General features: G+C 67.5%; 16 protein-coding genes. 11 read left to right on the forward strand and 5 right to left on the reverse strand.

What is annotated here, in order from left to right:
* Positions 1 to 40 precede the first annotated feature (40 nt).
* Positions 41 to 1837 (forward strand): phospholipase D-like domain-containing protein, encoded by a 1797-nt coding sequence (locus ABY44_RS27675; protein WP_060170482.1) that lies wholly within the window; start codon positions 41 to 43, stop codon positions 1835 to 1837.
* A 75-nt stretch (positions 1838 to 1912) separates the two neighbouring features.
* On the opposite strand, the gene ABY44_RS27680 is transcribed toward ABY44_RS27675, so the two are convergent.
* The 3 genes from ABY44_RS27680 to ABY44_RS27690 all read right to left on the reverse strand — a co-directional run bounded on the left by ABY44_RS27680 (position 1913) and on the right by ABY44_RS27690 (position 5734).
* Positions 1913 to 2587, reverse strand: coding sequence for a TetR family transcriptional regulator (locus tag ABY44_RS27680; protein WP_027790537.1), 675 nt, complete (start codon positions 2585 to 2587; stop codon positions 1913 to 1915).
* Between the two features lie 113 nt (positions 2588 to 2700).
* Entirely contained in the window at positions 2701 to 3969 is a 1269-nt protein-coding gene (locus ABY44_RS27685) for an NAD(P)/FAD-dependent oxidoreductase (RefSeq protein WP_059697059.1), read from the reverse strand.
* Positions 3970 to 4153: 184 nt separating this feature from the next.
* A complete protein-coding gene (locus tag ABY44_RS27690) occupies positions 4154 to 5734 on the reverse strand; it encodes an amino acid permease (RefSeq protein WP_060170484.1) in 1581 nt (526 codons plus the stop codon).
* Positions 5735 to 6367: 633 nt separating this feature from the next.
* Between ABY44_RS27690 and amaB the strand changes: the two genes are divergently transcribed.
* The 4 genes from amaB to ABY44_RS27710 all read left to right on the forward strand — a co-directional run bounded on the left by amaB (position 6368) and on the right by ABY44_RS27710 (position 9441).
* Complete coding sequence (amaB, locus tag ABY44_RS27695) at positions 6368 to 7879, forward strand: L-piperidine-6-carboxylate dehydrogenase (RefSeq protein WP_060170486.1); 1512 nt, start codon at positions 6368 to 6370, stop codon at positions 7877 to 7879.
* Positions 7880 to 7984: 105 nt separating this feature from the next.
* The gene (locus ABY44_RS27700; protein ID WP_136470244.1) at positions 7985 to 8494 is read left to right on the forward strand and encodes a phosphoenolpyruvate carboxylase; all 510 of its coding nucleotides are present in this window, start codon (positions 7985 to 7987) and stop codon (positions 8492 to 8494) included.
* Positions 8495 to 8564: 70 nt separating this feature from the next.
* Entirely contained in the window at positions 8565 to 8975 is a 411-nt protein-coding gene (locus ABY44_RS27705; protein ID WP_060170491.1) for a VOC family protein, read from the forward strand.
* 22 nt (positions 8976 to 8997) lie between these two features.
* Complete coding sequence (locus ABY44_RS27710; protein ID WP_060170493.1) at positions 8998 to 9441, forward strand: hypothetical protein; 444 nt, start codon at positions 8998 to 9000, stop codon at positions 9439 to 9441.
* 6 nt (positions 9442 to 9447) lie between these two features.
* Here ABY44_RS27710 and ABY44_RS27715 read toward each other — a convergent pair whose 3' ends face one another.
* Positions 9448 to 11892 carry a DUF3772 domain-containing protein gene (locus tag ABY44_RS27715; RefSeq protein WP_060170495.1) on the reverse strand — a complete coding sequence of 815 codons (2445 nt, stop codon included), beginning with the start codon at positions 11890 to 11892 and terminating at the stop codon, positions 9448 to 9450.
* Positions 11893 to 12346: 454 nt separating this feature from the next.
* Here ABY44_RS27715 and ABY44_RS27720 point away from each other — a divergent pair, with 454 nt between their 5' ends.
* From ABY44_RS27720 to ABY44_RS27735, 4 genes are all read left to right on the forward strand, one after another.
* Positions 12347 to 13765: an MFS transporter gene (locus tag ABY44_RS27720; RefSeq protein WP_027790543.1), complete on the forward strand. Its 1419-nt coding sequence runs from the start codon at positions 12347 to 12349 to the stop codon at positions 13763 to 13765.
* A 398-nt stretch (positions 13766 to 14163) separates the two neighbouring features.
* A complete protein-coding gene (locus ABY44_RS27725; protein WP_431642766.1) occupies positions 14164 to 15537 on the forward strand; it encodes a hypothetical protein in 1374 nt (457 codons plus the stop codon).
* Positions 15538 to 15706: 169 nt separating this feature from the next.
* Positions 15707 to 16819 carry a porin gene (locus tag ABY44_RS27730; protein ID WP_059697066.1) on the forward strand — a complete coding sequence of 371 codons (1113 nt, stop codon included), beginning with the start codon at positions 15707 to 15709 and terminating at the stop codon, positions 16817 to 16819.
* A gap of 10 nt (positions 16820 to 16829) precedes the next feature.
* Positions 16830 to 17882, forward strand: coding sequence for a nucleoside hydrolase (locus ABY44_RS27735; protein ID WP_060170499.1), 1053 nt, complete (start codon positions 16830 to 16832; stop codon positions 17880 to 17882).
* Between the two features lie 48 nt (positions 17883 to 17930).
* Here the strand turns inward: ABY44_RS27735 and ABY44_RS27740 are convergent, their stop codons facing one another.
* Positions 17931 to 18842 (reverse strand): LysR family transcriptional regulator, encoded by a 912-nt coding sequence (locus tag ABY44_RS27740; RefSeq protein ID WP_027790547.1) that lies wholly within the window; start codon positions 18840 to 18842, stop codon positions 17931 to 17933.
* 94 nt (positions 18843 to 18936) lie between these two features.
* On the opposite strand from ABY44_RS27740, the gene ABY44_RS27745 reads away from it, so the two are divergent.
* Complete coding sequence (locus tag ABY44_RS27745; RefSeq protein ID WP_060170502.1) at positions 18937 to 20286, forward strand: NCS2 family permease; 1350 nt, start codon at positions 18937 to 18939, stop codon at positions 20284 to 20286.
* A 46-nt stretch (positions 20287 to 20332) separates the two neighbouring features.
* Positions 20333 to 21433: an adenosine deaminase gene (gene add, locus ABY44_RS27750; RefSeq protein WP_060170504.1), complete on the forward strand. Its 1101-nt coding sequence runs from the start codon at positions 20333 to 20335 to the stop codon at positions 21431 to 21433.
* Positions 21434 to 21546 lie beyond the last annotated feature (113 nt).

A 21546-nucleotide genomic window follows, 5' to 3' on the forward strand; every position in this document is an offset into this window, starting at 1 on the left:
CTCATTCACCTCGACCGGCCGCCAGGCCAGGGAGCAACGAATGACCGTCAGTGTGCGCAGCTATCTTTCCCCCACCTTGGTCCTGCTGGCCTTCGACTGGCCCGATGCGGCGTCGCGCGCCGATTTCCTCGGTTTCGCGATCCGGCGCACGCCGGGCTTCTGGTCGGCCGACGGCAAGACGCGCGCGCCGGACAGCTGGCTGCCGAACCGCCTGACGTTCGACGGCCCGGCCGCGCACACGCAGGGCGACGCGCCGACCGACCAGGCGCCGATCCAGAAATTCATGTGGTGGGACGCACGCATCGATCCGCAGGATCGCGGTGCATCGTTTCGCTACGACGTGTATCCGGTCGTCGGCACGCCGGCGAATCTGCAGGTACTCGACGCGCAAGGCGGCGTGCGCGACGTCGTGCTGCCCGCCCATGTCGAGGACGGCATCGGCACGTGGTTCAACCGCGCGGTGGTCAGTTCGCAGGCGTTCGCGAAGCAGGTGGCGGCGCTGGGCCTCGCGCCGAATGCGGCGCCGAGCGACGCGCAGGCGCTGAAGCTGCGCACCTGGCTTGCGAACGACATGGAGCAGGTGTTCGCGGAGATGCTCGATCCGGCATCGCGCGCGGCGTCGGCCGTCTATCACCTGACCGACACGCTGTGGGCGCTGCCCGCGTTCGAAGCGTTCGGGCGCACTCACGGCGAAGCGTCGCTCGCGATCGTCTACGACGCGCACACGACGGCGCGCAAGGGCAAGCCGCCGCTACCGTCGCCGAACCAGCCGGCCGTCGACGCGCTGCAGGGGCTCGCGACGCTCGCGCCGCGGGACCGGACGCACATCATGCACGACAAGTTCATCGTGACCGATGCGGCGTCGAACCCGGCGCCCGCGCGCGTGCTGACCGGTTCCGCGAACTTCACGACCGAGGGGCTCACGGAGCAGGCGAACGTGCTGCACGCGTTCGATTCGCCCGAGCTTGCCGCGCTCTACAACGCGCGTGCGCATGCGCTGGCCGGGAATCCGCCGATCGCGGCGACCGCGCGGCTGTCGCCGGGCTGGTCGGAACCGATGACGATCGGCAGCGCACAGGTGCGGCTCGCGTTTTCGCCGGAACCGGCGGGGCAGCGCACCGAGATCGACACGATCGTCGCCGCGATCGCGGCCGCGAAGCATTCGGTGTCGTTCTGCCTGTTCATGCCGACCGACGCGGCGCTGCGTGACGCGTGCTTCGCGGCCGGCGACCGCGGGCTGATGATGTTCGGGCTGGTGAACAGGATCAACGCCGGCAGCGCGACGAAGGCCGATGCCGCGCGGCAGGCCGGCCAGACGCTCGATGCGGCGACGCTCGCGAACCTCGAGCTGTATCACCGCAGCCGCGACAACCGCGACGTGATCGATGCCGCGTATTTCTCGCCGGCCACCGTGCCGCAGGGTTTCGAGCCCGAGCTGCGCCTCTTTCCGGGCGAGTCGGCGCCGGCCTTTCCGCCGGTCGTGATCCATCACAAGTTCATCGTGATCGATGCGGAAGGCGCGAATCCGGTCGTCTATACGGGCTCGGCGAACATGAGCCGCAATTCCGAGCAGTACAACGACGAGAACCTGCTCGAGATCCGCGACAAGCGGATCGCGGCGATCTATCTCGCGGAATTCCTGAGGCTTTACGAGCACTATCGTGCACGGGCGCTGGCGATCGATGCGAAGCAGCCGCACGGCACGGGCACCGGTACGGGCGCGCATGCGCGGCTCGCGCTTGCGCCCGATTCGAGCTGGGCGAAGAAGTACTACGTGGCGAGAAGCCCGGAAGAGAAGGCGCGGATCGCACTGGCGTCGGCCGCGCCGACGGACTGACCTGAGAGAGGGCGACGGGCGCGGATGTCGCGCGCCCGGTATGAGGCCGGCCGGGAAACCGGCCGCCATCGTCGCTTATGCGGCGACGTAGCGCAGCACGGCGTCGGCGATCGTGTCGCGATGCCGGGCGCGCAGGCGCGGCGCCGACGGGTCGCGTCCGAACGCGGCGCCGAACGTGTAGCGGTTCGACACGCGGTGGAAGCAGAACGAGCTGATCAGCAGGTGCAGGTCGAATGCGTCGATGTCCTTGCGGAACGCGCCGCTCGCCGCGCCGCGCTCGACCAGTTCCTCGAGCGTCTTGATGATGCTGACGTTGCGGTTCTTGAACGACTTGAGCTGTTCGAGATACTTCGCGCCGTGGATGTTCTCGATCGACACGAGGCGGACGAAGTCGCGATGCTTGTCGTGATAGTCGAACGTGAATTCGACGAGGCGGCGCATGCCTTCACGCGGCTCCATGTCGCCGACGTGCAGCTCCTGCTCGAGTGCGCGGATGTCGCCGTACACCTTCTCCAGCACGGCCTCGTACAGGCCTTCCTTGCTTTCGAAGTAGTAGTAGAGCATCCGCTTCGTCGTGTTGGTACGCTCGGCGATTGCGTCGACGCGCGCGCCGGCGAGCCCCATCGCGGAGAATTCCTGCGTGGCGACATCGAGGATGTTGCGCTTGGTTTGCTCGGGATCGTATTTGCGCCGCGCATCGGACGGAAGCGTGCGGGTATCGGACGTGGCGGCCTTGCTTCCTGCTTTCATGTGACTTTATTGTGGCTTCGGCGGCGTGGAAAAGGCATTCTAGCATGCGGGAAATCCCCGCCCGGCCGACCTTCCGCTCTAATCGGCAGGGCGGTTTCGGCCGCCGCGGTCGCTCAGCGGCGGCAGGACGCGAGCGCATCGCGGGCCTGGTACGCCGTGTACGTGAGCTGCGCAGCCGCGAGGCCCGCCAGCCCGAACGTGCGCGTGAGCCCGAACGCGTTGAAGCCTTCCGGCACGGGCCGGCCTTCGGCCAGTGCGGCCGCGAGCGCTTCGCCGGCGACCGTGGTCGGCGCCATCCCGTGGCCGCCGAACGCGATCGCGTGCCACACGCCGTCCGCGTCGCGGCCGATCTGCGGCATCTTGTGCCGCGCGTAGCTCATCAGCCCGCCCCACGCGTAGTCGACCTTCACGTCTTCCAGTTGCGGATACACGCGCAGCAGGTCGCGCCGCAGCAGGCGGGCGATCGCATCGGGGCCGCGGTCGAGCACGGAGATCCGGCCGCCCCACAGGATGCGCGTGTCCTTCAGCGGGCGGTAATAGTCGAATGCGAAACGCGTGTCGTAGATCGCGTACGGTGCGTCGATCGCGTCGGGCAGGCGCGTGCCGAGCGGCTCGGTCGCGATCACGTAGGTCGCGATCGGCAGCACCGCGCGCTCGATGCGCGGCGACACGCCGCGTGCATAGCCGCCGCCGGCGAACACGACGTCCTTCGCGCGCACCGTGCCCTGTGCGGTGCGTACGACGTACCCGGCGCCTTCGCGCGCGATGCCGAGCGCGGCCGAGCGTTCGTACACGCGCGCGCCGCCGCGCGATGCGGCCGCCGCGACGCCGAGCACGTACTTGAGCGGATGGAAGTGGAACGCGTTCGGCTCGAACAGGCCGCCGTAATAGCGCTGCGTCTTCAGCCGCTTGCGCAGCGCGGCCGTCGAAACGGGTTCCCAGTCGACGCCGAGTTCGTCCTTCATCAGCGTGCGCACGCTGTCGAGCCTCGAAGGATCGTCGAACCAGTTCGCGAGCATCACGCCCTGGTCGACGATGTCGCAGTCGATGCCGTAGCGCGCGATCCGCGCGCGGATCAGGTCGACTGCATCGACGGTGAGCCGGTACAGCCGGCGCCCCTCGTCGCGGCCGAGCGTGCGCAGCAGGTCGGCGTTGTCGAGGCTGTAGCCGCCGAAGACGAAGCCGCCGTTGCGGCCCGATGCGCCGAAGCCTACCCGCTCGCTGTCGAGCACGACGACGTCATGCACGCCGCGCTCGACGAGGCCGAGCGCCGTGCACAGGCCGGCGAGGCCGCCGCCGACGATGCAGACCTGCGTGTCGATCGTGCCGGTCAGTTGCGGGTAGGGCTGGCGGGTAACGGTGGCTTCGTAGAAGTTCTGCATGCGATTTCGTTGACTCGTAACGGCGGAAAAACAGGCGGCGCGCGTCGATCTTGCCTGAACGCGCGCGCCGCGTCGAATGGGGGCGCGGGGCACCGGCCGTCGCGACTGGGCGGCGGCCGGTGCGAAGTGGGCGGGTGCGGGCCGATGCGGGCCGATGCGGGCCGATGCGGGCCGATCCGCGCGGTCAGGTGCCCGGCGTCGGGTTGGCCGGACGGGCAATGTAGCCCGCGTAGCCGGTTTCGGCCTGCGGCGCGGTTTCGGGTGTCGCGTTGCGTTCGATCCACGGCGCGATTTCCATGTCTTCGTAGCGCACGAGGCGGCATTTGCGCACGAGTGCATAGCCGAGCCAGATCGCGAGGAAGAACGGCAGGCCGATGTAGGTCGCAGCGACGCCCACCCAGTCGATCTTGTCGGAGAGGAACGCCTGGTAATCCTGGCCGAGCGCGACGACCGCGCACAACGCGAATGCGAACAGCGGGCCGAACGGGAACCACTTCGACCGGTACGGCAACTGGTCGAGCCGGTAGCCCTGCTTCAGGAACCCCTTGCGGAACCGGTAGTGGCTGACCGCGATGCCGAGCCACGTGATGAAGCCGGCCATGCCCGACGTGTTCAGCAGCCACAGGTAGACCGTCTTGTCGCCATACAGCGACGTGAGGAAACACAGCGCGCCGACGGCTGTCGTCGCGTACAGCGCGTTGCGCGGCACGCCGCCGCGCGACAGCTTCGCGAAGATCTTCGGCGCGCGGCCTTCGACCGCGAGGTTGTAGAGCATCCGCGTCGACGCGTACATGCCCGAGTTGCCGGCCGACAGCACGGCCGTGAGGATCACCGCGTTCATCACGCCGGCCGCGAACGCGAGGCCCGCGTGGCGGAACACGAGCGTGAACGGGCTCACGCCGATGTCGGTCACGTCGCTCTTCAGCAGGTTCGGGTCGGTATAGGGAATCAGCACGCCGATCACGAAGATCGCGAACACGTAGAACAGCAGGATGCGCCAGAAGATCTGCTTCACCGCGCGCGGGATCGTCGTGCGCGGGTTTTCCGATTCACCGGCCGCGACGCCGATCATTTCGGTGCCCTGGAACGAGAAGCCCGCGATCATCGCGACGCCGAGCATCGTCGCCCAGCCGCCGGCGAACGGCGCGTCGCCGATCGTGAAGTTGCCCCAGCCCGCGCTCGGGCCGCCCTGCATGATCCCGAAGATCATCAGCAGGCCGACGCCGACGAACGCGAGCACCGTCAGCACCTTGATCAGCGCGAACCAGTATTCGGCTTCGCCGAAGCCGCGCACCGACAGCGCGTTGAGCGCGAAGATCAACGTCAGGAACAGCGCGCTCCACCAGACGCCTGGCACGTGCGGGAACCAGTAATGCATCACGAGCTGCGCGGCGACGAGTTCCACCGCCAGCGTCACGGCCCAGCTGTACCAGTAGTTCCAGCCGAGCGCGAAGCCGAAGCCTTCGTCGACGAACTTCGCGCCGTAGGTCGCGAACGAGCCCGACACCGGCATGAATGCGGCCATTTCGCCGAGGCTCGTCATCAGGAAATAGACCATCAGGCCGATCACCATGTACGCGAGCATCGCGCCGCCGGGGCCGGCCTGCGAGATCGACGCGCCGGACGCGACGAACAGGCCCGTGCCGATCGAGCCGCCGATCGCGATCATCCGCAGATGGCGTGCCTGCAGCGCACGGTGGAGGGATGGCTTCGCGGGCGGCGAGCCGGACGGACGGGGTGAATCGGGGCGGGCATCTGAATGCATGGCGGGCGCTGGGCGCTGTCTCCGGGATTATTTTTCGGTGACGAAGCGCGACGCGTTGCCGGCTGCGGGCCGGGCAGCGGTGATGCGGTGCGAAAGCGCGCCGGTGAGCCGGGGCGCGATGCGTGTCGCCTTCGTCAGGCGTCCGGCTGCCGTTGTGGCGGCCGGCGGCGCGCCGGGTGCGGTGCACCTCGACGTCGCAACGATTGTGTGTGCCCGACGCACGGCCGGCAAACGATATTTCCGCACAGGGTGATGCAGGATTGTCATCAACTTGCGTCGTGTTGCGACGCGTCCTCATGCTCGTCTGCGGGCTTTGGAAACGTCCCATATCGGCGCGCAAGCGCATCGGATCGGCGTGCCGAGGTGTTGCGTTTTCGGAATGAAGTCGTGAGTTAATATCAATAGCGGCCCGACTTGTGGCCACCGACAATGTGTTTCATGGATCGTGCCTTGCGAGGCGGGAGCGCGCCGTCCGGCCGGGCTTCCGGCGGTGGCGCGGCGCGATGCGCCGTGCGGCGCACCGGGCCTGCCGCGCGGCGCATCCGCTTGCACAGGGCGCGCGAACGCGCTCCAATCGAATCACGCGGGCGGCGCTGCCGCCGCACCGATCAATCTGTCCCTGAAGAGGAAGTGATGCAATTCAACGACATTCTTGCCGCGCTCGATATCGATCTCGCCCAGTGGAAAGGCAATGCGCTGACCGCGCGTTCGCCGCTCGACGGCGCGACGCTCGCGACGCTGGCCGTCGACACGCCCGCCGACGCCGAGCGCAAGATCGACGCCGCGCACGACGCATTCCTCAAGTGGCGCACGGTGCCGGCGCCGGTGCGCGGCGAATTCGTGCGCGTGTTCGGCAACGTGCTCCGTGAGCACAAGGCCGAACTGGGCCGCCTCGTCACGCTCGAAGCCGGCAAGATCACGTCGGAAGGCCTCGGCGAAGTGCAGGAAATGATCGACATCTGCGATTTCGCGGTCGGCCTGTCGCGCCAGCTCTACGGCCTGACGATCGCATCCGAGCGCCCGGGCCACCGGATGATGGAAACGTGGCACCCGATCGGCGTGTGCGGCGTGATCTCGGCGTTCAACTTCCCGGTCGCGGTGTGGGCCTGGAACGCGGCGCTCGCGTTCGTGTGCGGCGATTCGGTCGTGTGGAAGCCGTCCGAGAAAACGCCGCTCACCGCGATCGCGTGCCATGTGCTGCTCGAGAAGGCGCTCCGCGAGTTCGAGAAGACGCATCCGGGCATCGCGCCGAGGGGCCTGAGCCAGCTGGTGCTGGGCATGCGCGATGTCGGCGAGGTGCTGACGGCGTCGAAGAAGGTGCCGGTCGTCAGCGCGACGGGCAGCGTGCGGATGGGCCAGGAAGTCGCGAAGGTGCTGAGCCAGCGTCTCGCGCGCGGCATCCTCGAACTCGGCGGCAACAACGGGATGATCGTCGCGCCGAGCGCGGACCTGGATCTCGTGGTGCGCGCGGTCACGTTCGCGGCGGTCGGCACGGCCGGCCAGCGCTGCACGACGCTGCGCCGCCTGATCGTGCATCGCAGCCTGGTCGAGCAACTGCTGCCGCGCATCGAGAAGGCCTACACGTCGGTGAAGGTCGGCAACCCGCTTGAAGAAGGCACGCTGGTCGGCCCGCTGGTCGATCGTGCATCGTTCGATGCGATGCAGAAGGCGCTGGGCGACGCACGCGAACAGGGCGGCGAGGTGAAGGGCGGCGAGCGCGTCGACGTCGGTCACGCGGATGCGTACTACGTGCGTCCGGCCATCGTGCGGATGCCGAAGCAATCGGCCGTGGTCGAGCGCGAGACGTTCGCACCGATCCTGTACGTGATGGTCTACGACAACTTCGACGACGCGATCGAACTGCACAACGCGGTGCCGCAAGGCCTGTCGTCGGCGATCTTCACGAACGACATGCGCGAGGCCGAGCAGTTCATGTCGGCAGCGGGCAGCGATTGCGGGATCGTCAACGTGAACATCGGCACGAGCGGCGCGGAGATCGGCGGCGCGTTCGGCGGCGAGAAGGAAACGGGCGGCGGCCGCGAGTCGGGTTCGGATGCGTGGAAGGCGTATATGCGCCGCGCGACGAATACGATCAACTACAGCCGGCAGCTGCCGCTGGCGCAGGGGGTGAAGTTCGACGTGTGATGTCGCGCGGTGCATGTTGCCCCGCTTGACGATGAAACGGGCCGGTTGCCGCGTTGCGGTACCGGCCCGTTGTGTTTGGCGCGGCGCAATGCGGTATCGTGCGCGTTGGCGTCGTTCGGCGCCGGTGCTTTTTCGATGACATGCCGGGAGCGGCGCGCGTGCGTGCCGGCCCGGGTTGACGGTGCCGAGATCGTGAACGGAAATGAATGTCTTGCGCGCCTCGCGGGGGTGTCGCCCGTCGGCATGCAGGTTTATGCGTCTTCCTGTTTGCGTCGCTATTGCGACGCGAAAGGGGTGTCGCACGCGGCCATAGATGCGCTGCTGGCTCATCTCGACGCCGTGGCAGATGCCCGAAGCCTGCCGGAGTGGGAGCGGCAAGGCGCATTGCTCGAACTGAACGGCAGGGGCGAACCCGTTCCGGTAGCCATCGAGTCGGCGCTGCCGGATGGCGAGTTGCAGACATTCGCGGCGCTGGTCGAAGCTGTCGTCGAGGTCGGAATCGTCGATCTGTACGGCGCGGGCACCGATCTTCCGCTGGTGTTTCTTCGCAAGACGATCGCCGTTCTGGAGCAGAGCGGGATTCCGCTGCCGCTACCGCCGCGCGTGACTGGGTAATGAGTCGTGCAGTGTGGTAACGGCCGGACGTGAATGCCGCGCGCACGAAGCCGAGAGCTAGTGGAGCGAAATGGAAAACACCAAGGGCAAGATCAGGGTCGTCATTCCGGTCAAGCGGAAAGGCATGCGGGAAATGGAAGACTTCTACAGCCGCGCGCTCGGGTTCGCGATCACGGAAGAGGGTGACGTCCTGTTGGGTGGCGACGGTGGATGTGTCGGTCGGTTTGTCTATCGGGAAGGAAAAGGCGTACGCAGTCAGGAGGCAATCCTGGATATCGAGATCGAAAAGGATTTCGGCGCGTACTGTCGCCACGTCAAGGCATGCGGTGGACGGTTCGACATGGTGGCACGGATGATTGCCGGCTACGCGGCGCATCTGCGCGATCCGAGCGACAACCTGATCACGATTGCCTGTTACGAAGACGACGCCGCGAGCGACGAGATCGTCTACGGCTGGAAAGAGACGGTCACGATCGATTGACACGATCACGACGGGGATACGAATGGACACGCTCGCGGATCTGATACGGAGCGAATCGCTCTTCTACGCGGATTGCATCGCGTTGAGCCGCACGCGCGTGATCGGCTACACGATTGCCGGTGCGCGACTAGCACTGGACGATACGATCGGCGTCGAAGAATCCGATGTCACCGACGCATTCGAACGATTCTCGGTCGAGATCGACGGCGCGACCTATGCGGGCGGCGAGGGCGCGTCGCACGGGTCATACGGATTCTTCTACAAGCGCACGGGAAACGATGTCGACTGGGTCGTGATGTCGACGACGTCGGACCCGTTCGTCGCCGCCCGGCACACGGACAGCGGCATCGCATTTGTGACCCAGGCCGGCGATGCATGGGTGGTATCCGCGGACGATGTCGCGAACTTGCGCATCGTCCGCGGACAGCCTGTCCGGCAGGTCAGCGCGAATCCACACGACGCATAGCCTGCATCACTGCTCCGCCGCCGGCATGTTCTGCACGACCAGCATCTGCGGGCTCGACAGCGTGATGCCCGCCGCGCGCAACTGCTTGAGGATCTCGAACAGCAGATCGCTCTTCGTCGAACTCGCGATCCGCGGGCTCGACACGTAGCCCGTCACGCTCAGCGTGATCCCGTCCGGCGTGAGCTGGCTGAACGTGACCGACGGCGCCGGCTTCTCGAGGATCGCCTGGTGCTCGCGGTACGCGTCGAGCAGCAGGTCGCGCACCTGCTCGGGATCGGTGTTCAGCGGGAACGTCAGCACCAGCGTCGCGACGCCCTGCGTGCTGTTGCCCATCGTCACGTTGCGTACGTTCTGCGAGATCAGCTGCGAGTTCGGCACGATCACGGTCGAGCGGTCGCTGAGCTGGATCTCGGTCGCGCGGACGTTGATGCGGCGGATGTCGCCTTCGACGCCCGCGATGCTGACCATGTCGCCGACCTTCACCGGGCGCTCGGTCAGCAGGATCAGCCCCGACACGAAGTTCTTCACGATCTCCTGCAGGCCGAAGCCGATACCCACCGACAACGCGCTGACGATCCACGCGAGGTTGTTCCACCGCACGCCGAGCAGCCCGAGCGTCATCAGCACCAGCAGTACGTAGCCGACGTTGGTGAACAGCGTGATCAGCGATACGCGCATCCCGGTATCCATGCCGAGCGCGGGCATGAACTCGCTGTCGAGCCAGCGTCGCAGCGAGCGCAACAGGTAGAAGCCGATCGCGAACCCGATTACGGCGTTCAGGATCCGGTCGGGCATGATGTTCAGGCTCTGCAGCCGCTGGCTGCCGATCATCGCGACCGCGCTGTCGAGCAGGTCGCCCGGGGTCGTGCCGAAGCCGCCCGTCACCAGCGCGATGGCCGCGATCAGCATCAGCAGGCTCGTACCGAAGCCGGACAGCACCGTGCGCGCCTGGTCGAGGTGGCGGTCCTCGAGCGCGAACAGGTGCTTGATCTGCTGCCCCGTCGACAGGCTCGACGAGAACAGGCTTTCGCTCGCGTCGCGCGTCAACTGGATCAGGATGTAGGTCGTGCACAGCACGATCTCGAACCACACGAGTTCGTACGTGATGAAGCGCGCGACCGTGACGTAACCGATCAGGAGTGCGATCAGCGATGCGACGATCGCCAGCGTGACGCAGGCATGGATCAGCCCCGCGAGCGTCGAGCGCTGCTCGGGTGCCTCGCCCGCCGCCGCGAGCGCGGCGCGCGCGCGGTTGGCGCGCAACAGCGACGCGCCGACCGTCAGCGTGACGACGAGCGACACGATGCCGCGACCGAACAGCGTGACCGACAGGCTGGTGTCGACGATCCGGTTGATCGATTCGAGCGTGCCGGACACGAGCAGCAGCGCGGCCAGGATGCCGGGGAACGGCTTCATCGCGAGCGCGACGGGATCGGCGAGCGCGGGGAGGCGCCACGACGGATGCTTCGTGCAGAGCAGTGCGCGGCCGAGCCCGGCGATCAGTGCGCAGGTCGCGGCGAGCTTCGCGAACTGGTCCCACAGATCGGTCAGCCCCGGCGTGAGGTCGTAACGGCGCGCGACGGCGAGGTAAAGGATCTGAACGGCAACGGCGGTGGCCAGCAGGGTCGACAGCGCGATGGACAGCGCCAGCGCGCTGCGGCGCAAGCGGGTGGCCGGCAGGCGGTTCACGCAGAACCAGGCGAGCCCGCGCTCGAGGAGCCGGCGGCCGCCGAGCCAGGCCGCGATCGCGGCAATCAGCAGCAGCGCGGTGATCGCCTTTTGTCCGGGCACCCACGACGAGCGCAGCATGTCGTGGATTTCTTCGTCGAAGTCCCCGAGCCGCTGGGTATCGTCCGGCGAAAGATGGAACAGCGGCAGCCAGAACTGCGCGCTGAAAATGCCGCCCGAACGGAACGCGAGCTGGTTCTTCAGCAGGCTGCGATGCAGCTTCGCGAACTGTTCGGCGAGGTTCGTGAGGTTGGTCTTCTGGTCGGCGGCCTGCTTCAGCGCCGCATCGAGCTGCGTCTTGCGCGCGTCGAGCGTGGCCCGTTGTTTCGCGACGGCTGCCGTTTCCGGCGCGGCGCCCTCGGCGGGCGGCGGCCCGAGCACGTCGAGCTGTGCCTGAATCTGCGCGCGTTGCGGCGTGAGATCGCTTTGCAGTTTCACGACGTCGGCACTCAGCTCCTGCGCCGAGTCGTCGAGCGCGTCCAGCTCCTTGCTGCTCGACGCGGTCGAAGTCTGCTGCTTGATGCGGTCGAGCTCGACCTGCATCTGCTTGAGCTGCGCGACGGCGTCGTTCAGCGAGATGGCCGGCACGGGCGCGCCGACGCCGCTTGCGCCCGGGGCGGAAGCGGCCTCCGGAAACGCCGACGCGGTTGCGATCGCAGCGAACTGCAGCAACGCGATCAGCGCGATCCGGCGAGCGTACGTGGATAGTCGTTGTATGGACATGGAATGCTTACGATTTGCCGACAAGGCCGGGCGCCGAAAGGTGCCCGGAAGCCGGTGGTTGGCCCGGTAGCATGTTACCGGGGTGTGGAACGCGTGGTTGTACTGATTGCGTGCCCCGTTTGTGGAGATTCCGGCGGCGTGCGGCCGAGCGAAACGGCGCATCAGGCCCGGACGGTGGGGCCCGCGCCGCCGCGATGCGTCGCCGGGTCGCCGTTCCCGCGCGTTTTCCGTACCCGACAGACGGTTACGAAAGTTACACGTTGGTCCGCTCAAAAATGGGGCGCCCGAATCAGTTCGACGTACGGCGTGCGGCCGGCCCGTCGTCGCGCTCCGGATATCGGGGCCGGGGTGCGCTCGCGTCGGGCGGACGTGCCGGTACAATGCAGCGATTCGCCCGACGGCGGCTCGAAGGTCGCCGGACAACTACACGACACGAACAGGAGACGCGCCCACGATGGCCTCAACGGACAGCCTTTCGCAGGCACCCGCCCAATCCCCACCCGTCGACCCCGGCTCCATCTCGGCCCGCCTCGACCGCCTACCGCCCACGCGTACCGTCTGGAAGCTCGTCGTCCTGCTGAGCCTCGGCTTCTTCTTCGAGCTCTACGACCTGCTCTACAGCGGCTACGTCGCGCCCGGCCTCGTGAAAAGCGGCATCCTCTCCGCGACGACGCATGGCCTGTTCGGCACCACAGGCGTCGCGAGCTTCATCGCCGCGCTGTTCTCGGGCCTCTTCATCGGCACGATCGCATGCGGCTTCCTCGCCGACCGCTTCGGCCGCCGCGCGATCTTCACGTGGTCGCTGCTGTGGTACACGGCCGCCAACGTCGTGATGGCGTTCCAGGACACCGCGGCCGGGCTGAACTTCTGGCGCTTCGTCGTCGGTCTCGGCCTCGGCGTCGAAATGGTGACGATCGGCACGTACATCTCCGAGCTCGTACCGAAGCAGATTCGCGGGCGCGCATTCGCGTGCGAGCAGGCGGTCGGGTTCGTCGCGGTGCCGGTGGTCGCGTTCCTCGCCTACCTGCTCGTGCCGCACGCACCGTTCGGCCTCGATGGCTGGCGCTGGGTCGTGCTGATCGGCGCGCACGGCGCGCTGTTCGTGTGGTGGATTCGCCGCGAACTGCCGGAAAGCCCGCGCTGGCTCGCGCAGCAGGGCCGGGTCGACGAAGCCGACCGCATCATGCGCGCGCTCGAGGCGAAGGTCGAAGCCGAATACGGACGGCCGCTGCCGCCGCCGGCGCCCGCCGAGCCCGTGCCGCCGCGCGGCAGCTTCCGCGACATGTGGGTGCAGCCGTATCGCAACCGCACGATCATGATGACGATCTTCAACGTGTTCCAGACGGTCGGCTTCTACGGCTTCGCGAACTGGGTGCCGACGCTGCTGATCAAGCAGGGCATCACGATCACGTCGAGCCTGATGTATTCGAGCGTGATCGCGCTCGCCGCACCGGTCGGCCCGCTGATCGGCCTCGTGATCGCCGACCGCTTCGAGCGCAAGTCGGTGATCGTCGCGATGGCGGCGGCGATCGTCGTCTGCGGGCTGCTGTTCAGCCAGACGACGGTCGGCGCATTCCTGATCGTGCTCGGCATCGGCCTCACGCTCGCCAGCAACATCATGTCGTACAGCTTCCACGCGTATCAGGCCGAGCTGTTCCCGACGTCGATCCGCGCACGGGCCGTCGGCTTCGTCTATTCGTGGAGCCGCTTCTCGGCGATCTTCTCGTCGTTCGTGATCGCGGCCGTGCTGAAGGGCTTCGGCACCTTCGGCGTGTTCGCGTTCATCGCGGGCGCGATGGTGATCGTGATGGCCGCGATCGGGTTCATGGGGCCGCGCACGAAGGGCATCGCGCTCGAAGCCATCTCGAAGTGACCGGCGATCGTGCACGCGTGTCGCACGGTTCGTGCTGCATGCGTGCCATGCGATGGCATTGCACTGCGCGTACGGTGCGTACGGCTCGTCGGGAATGATCCGGTTTCCGAATCGATTCGGCGAAGCCCTCGCACCGCGGCGAAAAAGCAGCGCCCCTTGTCGGACTCGAATGTCCAACCAGCAAGATTGCCATGCATCGAAAGATGCAGGCGGCAACGAGTTGAAACAAAGCGTGACGAAGCGCAAATTCGCCGTGAAACCGCGACTTGCGTCGCTGAAGATTCCTGTTCGGACGCGTAGAATGAAGGGCCTGACGACTCATTAGCCGCCATCGGACCGTACGCGTTGCATCGGCGAACGGCTCCGCCGCGAAGAGGCGTCGGCGCCGGGCGCACACGATGCGCCGGACGTGTCGATGGCTCGCGCGGAAGATGCGCCGCCCGCAACAGCAGCATGCGGCGGCCGGATCGGCCGATGGCTTCGAACGCATGATGCTTTTCAGCCTGACGCGGCGCATGTCGAAGTCGCGTTGCCCTACCCGCACAGTCGCCGCGTATGTGTCGCTCGCTGTTGCCCTGATCGTTCCCGTGCTTGCCGGGCAGCCCGCGTTTGCCGCGTCCGACGCTTCGTCGTCCGTTGCTCCGTCATCCTCATCAGTTGCACCGCCCGCGTCGGCGGCGTCTCATGCGCATCGTGGCTTGCCTGCGCATGCGTCGTCGGGGGCGTCGGCCGCACAGCCCGCGTCTGCAGCGTCGCACGAGCGTCATGCGGAGCCTGCCAGCGCGGTATCGGGTGCATCGACTGCTTCCGGCACTTCCGCTGCCTCAGCCGCTTCAGCTGCCTCAGCCGCTTCCGCCGCCGCGCCCGCTTCCGCCGCTTCCGCCGCTTCCGCCGCTTCCGCCGCTTCCGCCGCTTCCGCCACCGCCGCGAGCGAGGCCGAAGCACCCGCGCCGACACCGCCACGCCGTCATCCGCCGCTATCGACCGAAGAGGCGAAAAATGCGACGGCGCGCGCGGTCGACATGCGCAAGCGCTTCACGCAGGAAGTCACGCGGCGCCTGAACGTGCCCGCAAGCGAGCAGCGCGCCTACAGCCAGCGGCTCCAGGAGGCGCTCGCCGATGCGGATCTCGGCGACCTCGCCGGCGAATACGTCGCGATGGTCGACCGCGCGCCGAACGTGCAGGCGCTCTTCATCTACTTCCGTGCAACGCCGGCCAACGCGTGGCTGATGATCGGCGCATCGCCGGTCGGCACCGGGCTGCCGGGCAAGTACGACCATTTCCTGACGCCGCTCGGCGTGTTCCATCACTCGCCCGACAACATGGATTTCCGCGCGGAAGGCACGACGAACGAGAACGGCATTCGCGGCTACGGTCGCCGCGACATGCGCATCTACGACTTCGGCTGGGTGGACGGCGAGCGCGGCTGGGGCAAGGGCGGCGTGTCGCCGATGCGCTTCCAGATGCATGCGACCGATCCCGACCGGCTCGAAGCGCTGCTCGGCATCCGGCACTCGAAGGGCTGCGTGCGGATTCCGGCGTCGCTGAACACGTTTTTCGATCGTCACGGCCTGCTCGACGACGATTATCAGGCGCGTGTCGAGGCCGGCAAGTCGCTGTGGGTGCTGCGTCGCGACCGCGACATCACGCCGATCGCGGGCCGTTATCTGGTCGTGGTCGACAGCGCGCGCAAGACCCGCCCGGCCTGGTCGCCGATGCCGGGGCGCAATGCGTGGTCGAAGGTGCCGAAGGGCGGCGACACGGCGGATTGACCGCCGGTCCGCGAGGCTGATGGCTGCTGGCGATGCCACGATGAGAATAAATCCGATTTATTGATACATAAGAAAAGCAAACTTTTATTATCCGATCCGGGTTCGTATAGTCGAGGCCAGTTTCGCGGAACCCTGCCGCGCCTGGACCACCACCGATCACACGACCCGCATGAAAACTCTCTACAAGCTCGCCCCGCTCGCGATGCTCGGCGCCTTCGCGACGCATGCCTGTGCGCAAAGCAGCATCACGCTGTACGGTCTCATCTCGGCCGGTGTCGGGTTCGCGACCAACCAGGGCGGCAAGAACGCCTGGCAGGCGCTGTCCGGCACGAACCAGAACCCGCGCTGGGGGCTGAAGGGCAAGGAGGATCTCGGGCAAGGGCTGTCCGCGATCTTCCAGCTGGAGAACGGCTTCAACGTGATGACGGGCACGGCCGCGCAGAACGGCCGCGAGTTCGGGCGGATGGCCTACGTCGGCCTTGCCGACCGTACCTACGGCTCGCTGACGTTCGGCCGCCAGTACGATGCGATCCACGACTACATCGGGCCGGTGATCATCGCGAGCAACGGTGTGAACATCGGCGACAACGACAACGGCTACAACGACATCCGCGTGCAGAATTCGGTGAAGTACGTGAGCCCGGTGTACCACGGCCTGAAATTCACCGCGCTGTACGGCTTCAGCAATGCGACGGGCTTCGCGAACAACAGCGCCTACAGCTTCGGGCTCGGCTACGAGCAGGGCCCGCTGCGCTGGAGCGCGGTCTACGCGCAGTACAACCACCCTTACAGCGCGACGAACCAGGACGGCGCGATCGCGAACGACTACGCGTCGCCGCTGCTGATCTTCAGCAAGAGCGCGATGACGCCCGCGGCTTACGCCAGCCGGCAGCGGATCGCGGGCACCGGCGGTTTCTACACGATCGGCCGCGCGCAGTTCGCCGCGATGTTTACCGACGTGCGCTACGATTACCTCGACAATTCGCACCTGCACCTGCAGAACCTCGGCGTGAACATCGTCTACACGATGACGCCGCAGCTCTTTCTCGGCGCCGCGTATGCGTTCACGAACGGCAAGTACGACGTGATCGACAAGCGGCCGAAATGGCACCAGGTGAACCTGCAGGCCGATTACTACCTGTCGAAACGCACCGACGTCGCGCTGACGGTGATCGCGCAGCAGGCGGCCGGCGACGCGGACCATGCGCAGATCTTCGCGTATGCGCGCTCGACCGGCACGCGCCAGATGATGGCGACGCTCGGCGTCCGGCACGTTTTCTGAGCGCCCGACCATGACCCATCCGATTGCATCCCGCCGCACCTTCCTGAAACTGTCCGCCGCGCTGGCCGGCACCGCGCTGCTGCCCGAAACGGGCGCGTTCGCCGCCGGCGGCGATGCCGCGCGCCGCACGGTGATCATCGATACCGACCCGGGGCAGGACGACGCCATCGCGATCCTGTTCGCGCTGGGCGCGCAGGACCGCCTCGACGTGCGCGCGCTGACCGCCGTCGCGGGCAACGTGCCGCTCGACCTGACCGAACGCAATGCGCGGATCATCCGCGACTGGGCCGGCCGCACGAAAACGCTGCCGGTCTACGCGGGCTGCCCGCGGCCGCTCGTGCGCGAGCTCGTGACGGCCGCGAACGTGCACGGCAAGACGGGGCTCGAAGGCGTCGAGCTGCCCGTGCCGCGCGCGCCGCTTGCCGCCGGCCACGCGGTGTCGTATCTCGTCGATACGCTGAGCCGCGCGGCGCCGAACAGCGTGACGCTGTGCGCGCTCGGTCCGCTGACGAACATCGCGACCGCGCTGGTCGAGGCGCCGCAGATTCGCGGTGCGCTGCGCGAGATCGTGCTGATGGGCGGCGCGTTTTTCGAGCGCGGCAACATCACGCCGGCCGCCGAGTTCAACATCTATGTCGATCCGCAGGCGGCCGAAGTCGTGTTCGGCAGCGGCGTGCCGATCGTCGTGCTGCCGCGCGATGTCGCGGTGAAGGCGCCGATCACGCCGGCGCGCGTCGCGCCGTTCCGTGCGCTCGGCAACCGCTGCGGCGCGGTCGTCGCGGACATCATGGATGCCGAACTCGCGTACAACAAGAAGCGGCGCGGCGCTGAAGACGCGCCGATGTACGACCCGACCGCGGTCGGCTACCTCGTCGATCCGACGCTGTTCGGCGGGCGCAAGGTGAACGTGATGATCGAGACGACTGGGCAGTGGACGCTCGGCGAGACCGTCGTCGACTGGAACGGGCGCAGCGGCCGCGCGGCGAACGCGACGTGGATCAACGAGGTCGACGCGGACCGCTTCTACGCGACGCTCGTCGAGCGTATCGCGAAGCTGCCCTGAGCGCGGGCGCTCGTGCGGCGAACGGCGAACCGCACTCGGTCGACGCCATCAGATGTGCTTCGCAATCCACTCGCGGCACGTACGCACGTGCGGGCCGCGATCGTCGCCGGCGAGCGAGATCAGCGAGATCGCCCGCGTGACGCGCGGCTTGTCGACGCGCAACGCAACGAGTTCGGGATCGTGCAGATGCATCGTATAGAGGCTCGGCAGCACGGCGGTCGCGAGGCCGTTGCGCGCGAGCGCGTAGAGCGGCTCGGTGTATTCCATCCGGTACGTGACGTTCAGGCGCAGCTTCTCGGCGCCGCCGGTGCGATGCAGCGATTCGCTGACGCTGCCGCGCACGAACACCGCGAGTTCGCGATCGACGAGCTTCGCCCACGTGACGCTCTTCGCGCGGGCGAGCGGATCGTCGTGCCGCACGACGATCACGATCTCGTCCTCGAACAGCTGCCGGTAGCGCAGCGTGCCGTCGTCGCTGTCGGGTTCGCGTACGCCGATGCCGAGATCCGCGACGCTGTCGCGCACGGCCTCGACGAGTGCGCTGTTGGGCAGGTCGGTGAGCGTGAAGCGCAGCGTCGGGTGGGCGTCGCGCAGTGCGTTGAGCGCGGGCAGCAGGCGGCCGGCGACCGACGGGATGAACGCGATGCGCACGGTCTGGATGCGTTCGCCGATGAGCCGCGTCATGTCGTCGAAGGTGCCGCGCGCCTGGTTGAGCAGGCGTTCGGCGAGCGGCAGCACGGCTTCGCCAGCGGTGGTGAGCGTGAGCCGGTGCGCGGAACGCGCGAACAGGCGCCCGCCGAGCAGGAACTCGATCTGGCGGATCGACGCGGTGAGCGCGGGCTGCGTGAGCGACAGCGCCTGCGCGGCCTGCGTGAAGCTGCGTGCGTGGGCGAGCACGACGAAGTGCTGGACCTGCCGCAGCGTGAGCGCGGGCAGCAGCGACGAGCGGTCGGACGACATCGGGCAATAACGGTCGGGATACGGTACGCGGCAGTATAAGACCGCGCTGCGTGCATCGACACAGGACAATATTCGGAATCACAGGAGAACCACCATGTCAGCGACTGACACGATGCCGGCGCGTGCGCCGGCCAACTGGCTCGAACGCCGCTTCGCGCTCGCCGCGCGCGGCACGAGCGTGCGCACCGAGACGATCGCGGGCGTCACGTCGTTTCTCGCGGCCGCGTACCTGCTCGTCGTGATCCCGTCGCTGCTCGCGACGGGCGGCATGGAGCGCGGCGCGGCGACAACCGCGACGATCGTCGTGTTCGTGCTGTTCACGACGCTGATGGGGCTCTACGCGAACCTGCCGTTCCTGGTCGGCCCCGGCATCGGCGGCTCGGTGATCATCGGCGTGACGCTCGCGACGACGGAGCATGTGGGCTGGCAGACAGGCCTCGGCATCGCGTGCGTGTCGGGCATCCTGTTCTTCCTGCTGACGATTCTCGGCGCGCGCGGCGTCGTGATGAAGCTGATACCGGTGCAGATCAAGCTCGGGCTCGGCGCGTCGATCGGGCTGTTCGTAACGATGCTCGGGCTGCGCAATGCGGGGATGGTCGTCGCGAACGCGAAGACCAACGCGTTCGCGCTCGGCGATTTCTCGCGGCCGGGTGCGCTCGTCGCACTGATCGGCCTGGCGGTCGCGATCGTGCTGCAGGCACGCAAGGTGCCCGGCGCGATCCTGATCGCGATCCTCGTCGCCGCAGCGGCGGGCGTGCCGCTCGGCGTCACGCATCTGCCCGCGTCGTTCGTGTCGCTGCCGCACAGCGTCGCGCCGATCGCGTTCAAGCTCGACATCGGCAGCGCGTTGAGCCTCGCGGCCGCGCCGTACCTGTTCGCGTTCTTCGCGGCGGAATTCTTCTCGACGCTCGGCACCGCGCTCGCGGTCGGCGCGAAGGCGAACCTGCTCGACGAACAGGGCAACCTGCCGAACATCAACCGGCCGTTCCTCGTCGATTCGCTCGCGGCGACGATCGGGCCCGTGTTCGGCATTCCCGCGCTGACCGCGCTGATCGAATCGGCGGCAGGCGTCGAGGCCGGCGGCCGCAGCGGGCTGTCGTCGCTGGCCGCGGCCGTGCTGTTCGCCGCGATGCTGCTGTTCGTGCCGGTCGCGCTCGCGATCCCGAAAGAGGCGACCGCGCCGGCGCTGATCCTGATCGGGCTGTCGATGTTCGCAACGATCCGCCATACGCATTTCGACGACTTCACCGATGCGCTGCTCGTGATGTCGATGGTGCTGCTCACGCTGATGTCGAACAGCTTCGGCACCGGCATCGCGGGCGGGCTGCTGTGCTACGTGCTCGTCAAGCTGCTGGCCGGCCGCCGGCGCGACGTGTCGTGGGGGCTCGTCGTGCTCGCGCTGCCGCTCGGCTATTACTTCTGGACCGTCGTGAAGCCGCACTGAGAGACGGCTTTCGCGACGTATCGGCACTACCCAAAACGAGACTGCAATGAAGGCAACACCAGGTAACGTCCCGGCCGCGCGCACGGGCATCGAGATCACGCCGGCCCATCGGGCCTTCTTCCACGCGCTGCCGAAGGTCGAGCTGCATTGCCACCTGCTCGGCGCGGTGCGGCACGACACGTTCGTCGCGCTCGCGGAACGCAGCGGCGCGCCGATCGAGCGCGCGGAGATCGACGCGTTCTATGCGCGCGGCGAGAAGCCGGTCGGCGTGCTGCACGTGCTGCGCGCGCTCGACAAGTATCTGCTCACGCGGCCCGACGACCTGCGGCGCATCGCTTACGAGTATCTGGAGGATGCGGCCGCGCACAACGTGCGGCATGCGGAATATTTCTGGAATCCGACGGGCACGGTACGGGTGTCGGGGATTGCGTATGCGGACGCGCAGGCCGCGATCGTGACGGCGATCCGCGACGCCGCGCGCGACTTCGGAATCGGCGCGCGCCTGATCCCGAGCATCGACCGCGAGCAGGATCCGGACGAGGCCGTGGCGATCGTCGAATGGATGAAGGCGCATCGCGCGGACGAAGTGGCGGGGCTCGGGATCGACTATCGCGAGAACGACCGGCCGCCGGAGCTGTTCTGGAAGGCTTACCGCAATGCGCGCGCGGCCGGTTTCCGCACGACCGCGCATGCGGGCGAGTTCGGGATGCCGTGGCGCAACGTCGAGACGGCCGTGGATCTGTTGCAGGTCGATCGCGTCGATCACGGCTATACGATCGTCGACAACCCCGAGCTGTGCGCGCGCTACGCGGAACGCGGGATCGTCTTCACCGTCGTGCCGACGAATTCGTACTACCTGCGCACGCTGCCGCCGGAGCAATGGGCGGAACGGCATCCGATGCGCAAGATGCCGGGCCTCGGGCTGAAGATCCATCCGAACACCGACGATCCGACGCTGCACAAGGTCAACCCGTCGGAGGCGTGGGAGCTGATGTTCAGCCATTTCGGCTTTACGGTCGCCGATCTCAAGCAATTCATGCTGAACGGGATCGACGGCGCGTGGGTCGACGACGCGACGAAGGCCGCGTGGCGCGCGGCGTGGGCGCCGGAGTTCGACACGCTGGCCGCGACGCTCGCGGCCGGTTGAGCGCATTGCCTGCCACATCGGCCGGCCGGTACTTCGTTCAGGTGGAAATGCAGCCTTGCGGGCTGGCGCACGTCGGTCGCGTTCGCTATATTGGCGTCCGGCGGCACCCGGTC

This window comes from Burkholderia sp. ZZQ-2 (genome assembly GCF_050768715.1).
GTDB classification, from domain to species: domain Bacteria; phylum Pseudomonadota; class Gammaproteobacteria; order Burkholderiales; family Burkholderiaceae; genus Burkholderia; species Burkholderia cepacia.